The 11,476-nt window shown below is 65.6% G+C and carries 13 protein-coding genes; 11 read left to right on the top strand and 2 right to left on the bottom strand.

Features of this window, described 5'->3' with window-relative positions; translation table 11 throughout:
- Window positions 1-85: 85 nt before the first annotated feature.
- From F0311_RS03065 to F0311_RS03015, 11 genes are all read left to right on the top strand, one after another.
- The gene (locus F0311_RS03065) at window positions 86-331 is read left to right on the top strand and encodes a type II toxin-antitoxin system Phd/YefM family antitoxin (protein WP_150460492.1); all 246 of its coding nucleotides are present in this window, start codon (window positions 86-88) and stop codon (window positions 329-331) included.
- Window positions 328-717, top strand: coding sequence for a type II toxin-antitoxin system VapC family toxin (locus F0311_RS03060; protein ID WP_150460491.1), 390 nt, complete (start codon window positions 328-330; stop codon window positions 715-717). Before F0311_RS03065 ends, F0311_RS03060 begins: the two co-directional genes overlap by 4 nt.
- Before the next feature lie 27 nt (window positions 718-744).
- Window positions 745-2,220, top strand: a complete 1,476-nt coding sequence (locus tag F0311_RS03055) for an amidohydrolase (protein ID WP_223881102.1) — start codon at window positions 745-747, stop codon at window positions 2,218-2,220.
- A gap of 142 nt (window positions 2,221-2,362) precedes the next feature.
- Complete coding sequence (locus tag F0311_RS03050; RefSeq protein ID WP_223881101.1) at window positions 2,363-3,433, top strand: FecCD family ABC transporter permease; 1,071 nt, start codon at window positions 2,363-2,365, stop codon at window positions 3,431-3,433.
- Complete coding sequence (locus F0311_RS03045) at window positions 3,430-4,548, top strand: FecCD family ABC transporter permease (protein WP_223881100.1); 1,119 nt, start codon at window positions 3,430-3,432, stop codon at window positions 4,546-4,548. The genes F0311_RS03050 and F0311_RS03045 overlap by 4 nt, the downstream gene beginning before the upstream one ends.
- Entirely contained in the window at window positions 4,548-5,393 is an 846-nt protein-coding gene (locus F0311_RS03040; RefSeq protein ID WP_150460490.1) for an ABC transporter ATP-binding protein, read from the top strand. The genes F0311_RS03045 and F0311_RS03040 overlap by 1 nt, the downstream gene beginning before the upstream one ends.
- 62 nt (window positions 5,394-5,455) lie before the next feature.
- The gene (locus F0311_RS03035; RefSeq protein ID WP_150460489.1) at window positions 5,456-6,523 is read left to right on the top strand and encodes an iron-siderophore ABC transporter substrate-binding protein; all 1,068 of its coding nucleotides are present in this window, start codon (window positions 5,456-5,458) and stop codon (window positions 6,521-6,523) included.
- Complete coding sequence (locus tag F0311_RS03030) at window positions 6,524-7,543, top strand: siderophore-interacting protein (RefSeq protein WP_150460488.1); 1,020 nt, start codon at window positions 6,524-6,526, stop codon at window positions 7,541-7,543. It begins immediately after the preceding gene.
- A gap of 137 nt (window positions 7,544-7,680) precedes the next feature.
- Window positions 7,681-9,033 carry a 23S rRNA (adenine(2503)-C(2))-methyltransferase RlmN gene (rlmN, locus tag F0311_RS03025; RefSeq protein WP_223881099.1) on the top strand — a complete coding sequence of 451 codons (1,353 nt, stop codon included), beginning with the start codon at window positions 7,681-7,683 and terminating at the stop codon, window positions 9,031-9,033.
- Window positions 9,034-9,132: 99 nt separating this feature from the next.
- Window positions 9,133-9,546 (top strand): DUF3817 domain-containing protein, encoded by a 414-nt coding sequence (locus F0311_RS03020; RefSeq protein WP_223881098.1) that lies wholly within the window; start codon window positions 9,133-9,135, stop codon window positions 9,544-9,546.
- Window positions 9,547-9,623: 77 nt separating this feature from the next.
- Window positions 9,624-10,562: a hypothetical protein gene (locus F0311_RS03015; RefSeq protein ID WP_150460487.1), complete on the top strand. Its 939-nt coding sequence runs from the start codon at window positions 9,624-9,626 to the stop codon at window positions 10,560-10,562.
- Window positions 10,563-10,598: 36 nt separating this feature from the next.
- Here the strand turns inward: F0311_RS03015 and F0311_RS03010 are convergent, their stop codons facing one another.
- Window positions 10,599-11,159, bottom strand: coding sequence for a hypothetical protein (locus F0311_RS03010; protein WP_150460486.1), 561 nt, complete (start codon window positions 11,157-11,159; stop codon window positions 10,599-10,601).
- Window positions 11,156-11,407: a helix-turn-helix transcriptional regulator gene (locus F0311_RS03005; RefSeq protein ID WP_150460485.1), complete on the bottom strand. Its 252-nt coding sequence runs from the start codon at window positions 11,405-11,407 to the stop codon at window positions 11,156-11,158. The genes F0311_RS03010 and F0311_RS03005 overlap by 4 nt, the downstream gene beginning before the upstream one ends.
- Between the last annotated feature and the right edge of the window lie 69 nt (window positions 11,408-11,476).

The raw sequence follows: 11,476 nt of genomic DNA, 5'->3' as shown, positions 1-11,476 counted from the left end.
TTCGTCACCGCGACCTGGTGTCACCTGGTGGGCAGGTCAGCGATGAGACATTGACCAGGTTAGCCCGGTTAGCTAATCTAGTTGTATGGGGGTTACCAAGGTCAACATGCACCAGGCGAAGTCGCAGCTCTCCCAGCTGGTCGAGAAGGCGCTGGCAGGGGAGCGAGTGGTGATTGCCCGAGCCGGTGAGCCGGTGGTCGACCTGGTGGCGCATAAACCGGTGCGGGTGACCTTTGGCCTGGGTAAGCACGAGGCTGAATGCGACCCAGAGATCTTCGACGGCACCGACCAGGACATCAATGAACTCTTTTACCAAGGGTCGGACCAGTGATCGTGCTAGATACCAATGCACTGCTGTGGGTGCACTGGGACAGCCCGCGCCTCGGTCCGATTGCCCGGGATGAGATTTCCGGGGCGGAAACCGTCTACTACTCTTCGGTCTCAGTGCTGGAGATCGTCATCAAGAACATGCTGGGCAAATTGGAACTTCCTGGAAGTGAAAAGTTTCCCGGAGTGTTCACCGAAGCCGGTATGACTGAGCTGGTGCTCTCGGCTGAGCACGCTGATGCTATGCGAGCTGACACCTCCTTGGTGCACCATGATCCATTCGACCGTATGTTGCTGGGACAGGCGCGAGCCGAAGGGTTGACGCTGATCACTTCCGACGGAACCCTCAACGACTTGAGGCTGGATTTCGTACTTAACGCTCGGGCCTGACGCCGCGCGAGGGCATAGGGTATCCATGTGCCAGATGCTGATCTCACTCTCCTGAACATCCGGATGCCCGGTGTTGAAGCGCTTGTCAATGTGACGGTGACTGACGGCGTGGTGCGTTCTGTGCTGCTAGCCGGTGAGAGTTCCCCAAGTGGGGTTGAAACCTACGACGCTGGAGGCGCCACTCTGCTGCCAGGCATGTGGGACCATCACGTGCACTTCACTCAGTGGACCATCCAGCGCAAACGGCTGGATGTCTCTGGGGCCCAATCAGCAGCCGAGACGCTGGGACTGGTGGCTGAGGCAGTCCCTGGGGTGGAGGATGGCCAGCGGTTGGTCGGCTTCGGCTTCCGCGACGGACTTTGGCCTGACCCGCCCCGGCTGGAGGAGCTGGATGCCGCCAGCGGGCAGGTGCCCACGGTGCTGGTCAGCGCCGATCTGCACTGCGTCTGGCTCAACACCGCAGCACAGCAGCAGCTGGGGGCGCATACTGATGCCTCAGGTCTACTCCGGGAGGCCGAAGCCTTCGCCGTGCTGGAGAACCTAGACTCCGCTGCCGACCTGACTACCGCCGATCTGAAGGCTGCCGCCCAGCGCGCAGCAGCCTGCGGAGTGGTGGGCATCGTCGACTTCGAGAACCAGGACAGCCTGAGCCTGTGGCCGGCCCGAGTGGCAGCCGGGGTGGACAGCCTGCGCGTGGAAGCCTCTGTCTGGCCCGACCGGTTGGAGGCCGCCATCAGCCGGGGATTAAAGACCGGCGACCCGCTGGGCTCCCTGGGGCTGGTGGTCATGGGTCCGCTGAAGGTGATTGTGGACGGGTCGCTGAATACCCGCACCGCCTGGTGTTGGGACCCCTACCCAGGATTTGCGCCGGAGCACCCACATGCCTGCGGAGTGGCCACGGTGCCACCCGAAGAGCTGGCGCCCCTGATGCGCACCGCCCACGAAGCTGGCATCGGCGCAGCCATCCACGCCATCGGTGATCGGGCTAATACCGCAGTGCTGGATACCTTCGCAGCCCTCGGCATGAGCGGCTCGGTGGAACATGCTCAGCTGCTCCGGCCTCAAGACATCCCCCGCTTCGCCGCACTTGGGCTCAGCGCCAGCGTGCAGCCCGAGCATGCCATGGACGACCGGGATATCGCCGAGCAGCTCTGGGCCGGCCGCACCGAACGAGCTTTCGCCTTCCATTCACTGCAGGAAGCGGGGGCAGAGCTGCGCTTCGGCTCCGACGCCCCGGTCTCTCCACTGGATCCCTGGGTGCAGGTTGCCGCAGCCGTCACACGCAGCCGGGGCGACCGCGAGCCCTGGCACCCGGAGCAGGCCGTGAGCGTGCGCACCGCCTTGGAGGCCAGCACCCGCGGAAAGTTCACGGTGCAGTCCGGCGACCCGGCGGACCTCATCCTGGTGGAGCACGACCCGCTGACCTGCGACCTCGAGCAGCTGCGTACTATGCCGGTGGCAGCGACCCTGTTGGGCGGCCGTTTCACTCACAATGTGCTGTAGTACCCGCTCTACTTCCGTCACTTGCACACCGAGTCATATAGGTCTACCTTAGTCTGGTTATCATTATTCCGGTACGTGGTTGTTTTCTAATCGCGTTCCCGCTCAGTCAAGCCGCCATCGGCGCAGCCCTCAGGGAGCAGCAGTGTCCGTCCAGATCGCCCAGCATGAGCTGCAGCCCACTCAGCGGGCACCGCAGTCCGGGCGCCGACGCACCCTGGTGATTCTCAGCGGACTCGTCGCACTGGCCGCACTGTGTGCCACCAGCCTCTTCGTCGGCTCAGGTGAGATCCCCGCCCACCGCGTGATCCAGATCCTGACGCACTGGGCTACAGGCGACCTCCCGGCCGAGGCTCGGGAAACTACTGCTCTGCTGATCCTGGAGCGCCGGGTCCCGCGCACGCTGCTGGCGGTGGTAGTCGGCGCTGCGCTCGGGGCGGCCGGTGTGCTCATGCAGGCGATGACCCGCAACCCACTGGCCGACCCCGGACTGCTGGGGGTCAACGCCGGGGCCTATACCGCGGTGGTCCTCGGCTCAGCCACCATGGGCGCCACCATCGGCACCGCACACGTCTGGCTGGCCATGGTTGGGGCACTGGTGGTGGGTGTCACCGTCTACATCATTGGCACTAGCGGTCCGATGGGCGCCAGCCCCGCCAAACTGGTGCTCACCGGAGTGGCTGTGGCTGCCCTGCTCACCGGCATCAGCTTCGCCGTCACCCTGGCCATGCCGCATGTCTTCGACCGGGTTCGCTTCTGGTCAGCAGGCTCCCTGCAGGGCCGCGGATTCGACGAACTCATCACGGTTCTGCCCTTCATCCTGATCGGTGCCACCATCGCCTTGATACTGCCCCGCGCCCTCAACGCGCTTTCCTTAGGCGACGACGCCGCCACGGCCCTCGGTGCCCGCCCCGGCCTGACCAGGATCACCGGGCTGGCTGCGGTGACTCTGCTGTGTGGAGCAGCCACTGCCGCAGCCGGGCCGCTGAGCTTCATCGGGCTCATGGTCCCGCATGCACTGCGCATGCTGGTAGGCCCAGATCACCGCTGGTTGGTCCCGCTGAGCCTGCTCGCTGCGCCGATCCTGGTACTGGGGGCAGATATCTTGGCCCGCACGGTCGTCGCCTCCGAGCTCCCCGCCGGGGTGGTCACTGCGTTCCTGGGCGCCCCGGTGCTGATCTGGCTGACCCGTGCCAAGGCGGTGAAGAGTCTGTGACCCTCACCGCCGAGCGCCGCAGTGCAGAAGAGTCCCTCGCAGCCGATCAGTCACCCACGGGCCCGCCGCTGTTCGGGCCTGGCACTCGCCCTGTGCGGACTTCGAGCTTCAGCGCATTGCTGCACACCCGCACCATGGCGGTTACGCTACTGATCACCGCCGCTGCGCTCGCGGTGGCCGGGTGGAACATGGTCAGCGGCTCCGCCATGCTCGGCATTACCGAGGTGATCCAGGCTTTCTTGGGCAGTGCCGATGAGGGCACTACCCGCGTGGTGCTCGAATGGCGCGCCCCACGGGTGCTGTTCACCCTGCTCGGCGGCGCAGCGCTGGCCCTGGCCGGTGCGGTGTTCCAGTCCCAGACCCGCAACCCGCTGGGCAGTCCGGACATCATCGGCTTCTCCACCGGCGCCTACACCGGTGCGCTGCTGATGGCAGCCGTTGGGTTCACCGGGCTCTGGGCCACCCCGATCGCTGCCATCCTGGGCGGCCTGGCCACCGGCGCCGCGGTCTACCTGCTGGCTTGGAAACGAGGAGTCTCGGGGCTGCGGATCATCATCGTCGGCATCGGGGTCAGCATCTTCCTGAGCTCGTTCAACACCTACCTGCTGACCGTACTCAGCCTGGAGACCGCCATGTCTGTGGCCACCTGGGGTGCCGGTTCGGTCAACGACATCACCTGGAACCACGTCTACCCCCTGCTGGCGGTCACAGCAGTCGCCCTGCCGGTGATGCTGGCCCACGCCCGCCAGATGCGGCTGATGGAGATGGGCGACGACGCCGCCTCCGGCCTCGGCATTCGGCTGGAGCGGGTTCGCCTCATCCAGTTCACCGGCGGGATCCTGTTGGTGGCGGTAGTCACTGCAGCTGCTGGCCCCATCGCGTTCATCGCTCTGGTGGCACCCCAGCTGGCACTGAGGCTGACCGCGGCGTCGTCGGTTCAGCTGTTGCCTGCCGCTGCGATGGGTGCCTTGCTGCTTACTGCCTCCGATGCGATCGCCCGGGCCGAGACGATGCCGGTGAGCCTACCGGTAGGTGTGGTGACTCTGGTGCTGGGCGGGGCATACCTGGTGTGGCTGTTGGTGGTCATGGGCCGTAGCAAGAGAGGAAACCGCTGATGAGCGCTGAAACCATTAAACTCCCCGAGACACCGATGCCCAGCACACAGGCAGAGAGCCATCGGCTGGCTGCGGCCGGGCTGACTGCCGGGTATGACGCACGTACTGTGCTGCGTGAGCTGGACCTGCAGATCCCGGAGGGCTCCTTCACCGTGATCATGGGGCCCAATGCCTGCGGAAAATCCACCCTGCTGCGCAGCCTGGCCCGACTGATCAAGCCTGCCAGCGGGGAGGTCCTATTGGACGGTGCAGCCATCACCTCAATACCCACCAAGCAGCTGGCCCGTACCATCGGGCTGCTGCCGCAGTCCTCGGTGGCGCCGGAAGGCATCACCGCAGCTGACCTGGTCTCCCGCGGCAGGCACCCGCACCAGAGCCTGCTCAAACGCTGGGGGCGCGAGGATGAGGCCGCGGTCCGCGAGGCACTGGAGGTCACCGGCACCTCAGCACTGGCCACCCGGCCGGTGGACGAGCTCTCCGGCGGCCAGCGCCAGCGGGTCTGGATCGCCATGGCACTGGCCCAGCAGACCCCCATCCTGCTGCTGGACGAGCCCACCACCTACCTGGACATCGCCCATCAGATCGAGGTCCTTCAGCTGTGCACCCAGCTGCAGGCCCAGGGCCGGACCCTGGTGGCGGTGCTGCACGACCTCAACCAGGCCCTGCGCTACGCCACTCACCTGGTGGCTATGCGGGATGGCGAGATCATCGCCCAGGGGGCCCCTGAGCAGATCGGCACCCCAGAGCTGGTCCAGGAGGTCTTCGGGGTGGCCGCCCGGATCATCGAAGATCCCGAGACCGGCCGTCCATTAGTAATCCCCAAAGCCCCTCCACTACCTGAATAGACCTGCCCAAGTGCCGCACCAGATTTAACCAGCTTTCCCCAACGAGCATTGAAGGAGACCCATTGAAGAACTCGCTCTTGCCCCTTACCGCAGTCTTCGCTGTATCCATGCTGGCGCTGACCGCCTGCGGTGACAACGGAGACGGCGACGCAGAGGACGCCGCCGCCAACAGCGGTGACAACGGCACAGCTGACAACAGTGCCGACAACGGCGGCAATGACGCTGCGGAGGGCGTGCTGGCCACCGTGGACCATATGTACGGCCCCACCGAAGTTCTGGCCCCGGAGGACGGTGAGCTCCGGGTGGTCGCGCTGGGCTGGTCCGATGCCGAGGTCGCCCTGGCCCTCGGCGTGGAACCAATCGCCGTTCACGACTGGCTGGGTTTCGGCGAGGAGACCCACGGAGTGGGGCCCTGGGCCGCTGACTTGTTCAACGAGGACCCGGAGGTGATCGAACGCTCCGAGGAGATCGACTACGAGTACATCCAGTCTCTGGACCCGGACCTGATCCTCAACGTCAACTCCGGCTACGACCAAGCTGAATACGACCGGCTCGCCGAGATCGCCCCGACCATCTCCGGGCCCGAGGGTGCGGAGAACTACAACCCCGGCTGGGACAACCAGACCCAGCTGATCGCAGACGCCTTGGGGCTCTCCGAGGAGGGCGAGGAGCTGATCGCCGAGACCCGGGAGAAGATCGCGGCCGCCCGCGCCGAGCACCCAGAGTTCGAAGGGGTGGAGGCGATCACCGGATCCAAGTTCGGCGAGGCTTACGGTCTGAGCTACACCGGTGATATGCGCTGGGACCTCATCGAGATGCTGGGCTTCCAGATGTACGGCCCGGCCGCTGATATGGAGCCTGATGAGGGCTTCTTCGCCAATGTCTCCGAGGAGCAGGTGGAGGTCTTCGACGCCGAGGTCGCCATCCTCTTCCCCATCGGCTACAGCCTGGAGGAATTGGAGAACGACCCGCTGATCGCCTCCTTGGACGTGATCCGGGAGGATCGAGCCGTGCTGCTCGACGAGGGGGACCTGTCCATGGCGTTCAGCGCCGGCTCCCCGCTGAGCATCGAGCTGGTCCTCGACGAGCTCACCCCGCAGCTGGCCGAGGCCGTGGAGAACCTCAACTGAATGACTGAAACAGCACTACGCCCTGCCACCCGTGCCTATCTCACTGAGGTAGCGCGGGTGGTCAGGTTGTCCCCGAACTTCATCCGCGTCACCGTCGCAGGCGATGGGCTGGAGCATTTCGGTCCGCAGCGCACAGCGTTGAGCGAGCAGGAGGCGGTCCAGCCGTCGCCGGCCTGGGACCAAAGAATCAAGCTCTTCCTGCCCCGAGCGGATGGCAGCTACCCCGACTTGGGGCTCTTCGCCGACCCGCCGGCCACGATGATGCAGTGGTACACCGCCTGGCGGGAGCTCGACGACACCGAGCGGAACCCCATCCGCACCTACACCGTACGTGCCATCCGCACCTGGGTCCGTGAGGTGGACATCGACTTCGTGATCCATCTGGAGCCAGATGGCAGTTCCGGTCCGGCCGCCGACTGGGCGCTGTCTGCCGCACCGGGGGACGAGCTGGTGGTGATCGGTCCGGACCGGCGCTCAGACCAGCCCGGCGGCGGCATCGACTTCACCCCCGGCAGTGCCCGGGATCTGATGATCGCCGGGGACGAGACCGCAGTTCCGGCGATCTGCGCGATCCTGGAATGCCTGCCGGAGCACTACCACGGCGAGGCCTACCTGGAGGTCCCCACCAGTGCGGATGTGCTGGATGTGGCCTCTCGCTCCAGCGTGCGCATCCACTGGCTGCCCCGCGATGGCGTGTCGCTGGGAAATCGACTGACGGAGGGCGTGCTGGACTGGGGTGCCCGGCGCGCCAAGATATTCGCTGCCCGGCGAGCCACCTGGGAGCCCGGACTGAGCCCGGTCGGCGCGCTCACCGGCGCTCCGCAGGAGCTGCCGGAGGTCGATGAGGAGGGTACTCTCTGGGAGACCGCCACTCCCGAGGGCTTCCGCGAATACGCCTGGCTGGCCGGTGAAGCCAGCGTCATCACAGGCCTGCGCCGCCACCTGGTCAAAGAGGTCGGCCTCAGTCGCAAGCAGGTCTCATTCATGGGCTACTGGAAGAAGGGCCGACCCGGCGCCTGAGCGGGCGCATATCACGCACTGACTCTGCGCTGGACTCAGTGACGGCACTGTCCGGTGCCGCTTCCCTCGTCCAGCTTGCCCAGCACACACTCTGCACCCGCTCGATGGAGAGTCCTGGGCGTGGGAGAATAGCGGGGATGTCTGAGAAAACTGGCGCCGCGTCGTCCCCCGTGTCCCGCCCCCAGGTCAAGCCCCGTGCCGAGGGCTGGACCCAGGCGATGGACGCTTCAGGGCGGCCCAAGCTGCAGTTCGCCCAGCCCAAACGGATCAAGCAGCCGCCCACGCATCTGGCTGACCTGACCCTGGACGAACGCATCGCCAAGGCCAAGGCGGCCGGCCTGCCCGGGTTCCGCGCCAAGCAGCTCAGCGTGCACTACTTCCAGCACTACACTTCCGACCCTGCAGCGATGACCGATCTGCCGGCGGAGACCCGGGAGCAACTGGTCGCCGAGTTCCTGCCCCCGCTGCTCACCGAGGTGCGCCGGCTGGCCACCGACGACGGCGCCACCATCAAGTTTCTCTGGCGGCTCTTCGACGGCGCCCTGGTGGAGTCAGTGCTGATGCGCTACAAGTCCCGCATCACCCTGTGCATCTCGTCCCAATGTGGTTGCGGGATGAACTGCCCCTTCTGTGCCACCGGCCAGAACGGGCTGACCCGGAATATGTCCACTGCCGAGATCGTGGACCAGATTGTGCAGGCCAACCGGGTGATCGCCGAGGGTGGTCTCGACAATCCCAACCCATCGGAGATTGCTGCGGAGGCCGACCATGCCGCCCTCGGCGAAGAAGCAGACTTCGCCGAAGGTGAGTCGGGTGAGCAGCTCAGTTCGGTGAAGGCTGGGGCTGTGGGCACTCGGGCGCCTGGGACGTCGTCATCTGCTTCTGGACCACAACGAGTCTCCAACATCGTCTTCATGGGCATGGGGGAGCCGCTGGCCAACTATAAGCGCGTGATGAACGCGGTGCGACGGATGATCGACCCTGCCCCCGAGGGCCTGGGCATGTCCGCCCGCGGCATCACCGTCTCCACTGTGGGTCTGGTGCCCGCCATCCGGAAGCTGGCCGATGAGAATCTGCCGATCACCTTCGCGCTGTCCCTGCATGCCCCGGATGACGAGCTGCGCGATGAGCTGATCCCGGTCAACTCCCGCTGGAAGGCCGATGAGGCCATCGACGCCGCCCGCTACTACTACGAGACCACCGGGCGCCGGGTGAGCATCGAGTACGCGCTGATCAAGGACATGAACGACCACCCCTGGCGGGCTGATCTGCTGGCCGAGAAGCTCAACGCCCGCGGCCGCGGCTGGGTGCATGTGAACCCGATCCCGCTGAACCCGACGCCGAACTCGGTGTGGACCTCCTCAGTGCCTGAGGTGATGCAGGAGTTCATCGACCGGCTCAACGCCGCAGGCGTCCCCACCACTCTGCGCGATACCCGCGGCAAAGAGATCGACGGTGCCTGCGGCCAGCTTGCTGCCTCCGAAACCTGAGCCGGAACCTTTTGCTGTACCGGATATCGGTGTTATTGCGGCCGAAACCGCACTTTTAGCACCGAAAAACGGTACAGCAAGCTGAAGAGAGAGGACCAGATGACGACGACGCCCACCGCCCCTGCCGGGCCCCAGCAGCACCGGCAGCCCAGATCCGCCCGGGGCAGCCTCAGCTGGCAGAAGTTCATGCGGATCGCCTTCCACACGGTGGCGATCATTGAGGCCATCACCTGGACCGGCCTGCTCTACGCAATGTACATGCGCTATATCGCCGGTGTGCCTGAGGCAGAGGACCCGGTGCCGTTCTGGGGCATGGTGCACGGGGTCGCGTTCATGGTCTTCTGCGTGGTGGCCACCGCCGCCTGGTTCACCTTCCGCTGGCGACTCTGGGAGTGGGCGGTGGCCCTGGCGATGGCGGTGCCCCCGCTGATGACCATCCCGCTGGAGATCTGGTATTCCCGGACCGGGAAGCTCAAGCCGAGAGTACGTGAGGTCGCTGAGAGCAGCGTGTGACCCGATATTGAGCCTGTGTTAAGCGTGGGGCCCGACCCTGGAAGTGTCCGCAAGGAAATTCCACGGAAGGATGGGCCATGTACCGCAGGCTGAGCCCCGCCCGCACTACCGCAGCTCTCTCCCTGATCACGATTCTGGGCCTGACAGCCTGCAATGCCGATGAGGAGGACGGCTCCTCCCCGGAGCCCGATCCCGCCGGCGAGACCGCTGAGCCCGAGCCTGAAGAGGACCTCGAGGACCAGAACGGTGAAGCCGAGGAAGAAGAGCCCGCAGCGGAGGATCCCGAAGGCGATGAGCAGGACGGCGGCGAATCGGTTGAAGGTGCCGATGGTCAGCAGCCTGTGGACGAGGCGGATCTTCCCGGTGAGCTGGTCGAGGGTGACGCCGGGGAGTATCCCGCAGGTCTGTACAGCCCGATCCTGGTTCCGGCAGACACCGAGCTGCTGGTCCGCACCACCCCGGGGCAGGACGCCGAGATTCTTCTCGAAAGTGCCGGCGCTATGGCCATGGAGCACACCGGGCGGGAGGTGCAGCTCGAGGACGGAGTCTGGCTGGAGATGGAGATCGCCGAGGAGGACCCGGCACACGCCCTGTTCGGCTGGGTCCATTCGGACTACGCCGGCCAGCTCGCTGAGCTGCCCTCCGAGGAGACCGATCAGGCTGAGCTAGCCGAGAGGATCTCCGATGCCGGACCGGCTGAGGACCCGGAGGCGGTTGTCCACGAGGTCGCCGAGAACTACATCTCCGCCCATGCCACCGACGGGTCCTCCCCTGAGTATGAAATCGTCCACGTCTCTGAGGGCGGAGATGTGTCGATCGATGAGGATGGCCCCTCCCTCGAGGGGGACGTGGAGTATCAGGTGGATATGGTCGGTGGAATGATGGATGACTCCCTGCGCGGGCAGCGGATCCACATCACGCTGGAAGAGACCGAGCAGGGTTTCGCCCCTGCGGGGGTTGCCTTCCAGTCGATCTGCGCCCGCGGACTGGATGAAGAGACCCCCGAGTGTCTGTGAGCCCTGCCCCGTAGCAGCCCGTAGCAGGCAGGGCTGTCAGTCGGTATCGTCCAGCGCCTCGTCCTGCAGCCGCGCCCGGCGGCGGTAGTGCAGCACCATGACCCACATCGCGGCAAGGCTGGCGAGGAAACCGATGCCGGTCAGCACCAGGCCGGCGATGAGCATGAAATCCTGCAGATCCCGGCCTATGACTTCCACCTCGAAGAAGAAAGGTAGGAGCGCCTCACCGCGGACCAGGTGATAGAGCATGGCCGCCCAGGCACCGAAGCCCAGTACGAGATGGACGCCGGTCCAGGCAAGAGTCCTGGCGAGCGGACCGCGCGACTGGAGCTCCCATTCGTCGACCCCTCGTCGCTTGGCGTACCAGCCGGTCGCGCTGGCGGTGAGCGCTAGGAGGAGGAAGAGGGAGATCGTAGCGGCCGGGTGGCCCAGGACGGCGACGATCAGCGCCAAGGCGAGGCAGCCGAGTGTGGTCAGCTCGCCGTGAAAGGCCTTGGCCTCAAGGTAGACGGAACGCTCGCGCTCGTCGGCGAGGGAGATGTGTTCGACGTCAATCAACTGCTCAGCTGCTCGGTCGATGAGCTTCCTGCGGGTCATGATGCTCCCCCTGTTCGCGTTGCGGTCTGCTGGTCCGTTCCGCCGAAGAGTTCCTCGACGCTGGTTCCCAGCTCGGCACCGATCCGCAGTGCCAGGTATACCGAGGGAGCGTAGTCGCCCCGCTCCAGGGACACGATGGTCTGCCGGCTGACACCCACAGCCTTGGCCAGCTGAGCCTGGGTCAGCCCGCGGGACCTGCGCTGGGTGCGCACCCGCGGCGTCGTGCTCTCAACGATTCTGGGAACCATGTCTCTATGACAACTTAACTTGCCATTATGTGTCAAGAGGACTTGTCATATGTGGTGAGGTTCCAAGGG

Origin of the sequence: Nesterenkonia ebinurensis (genome assembly GCF_008711175.1) — a bacterium.
GTDB classification, from domain to species: Bacteria; Actinomycetota; Actinomycetes; order Actinomycetales; family Micrococcaceae; genus Nesterenkonia; species Nesterenkonia ebinurensis.
The sequence above is the reverse complement of the archived record's forward strand: the minus strand, read 5'-3'. Positions and strand labels throughout refer to the sequence as shown.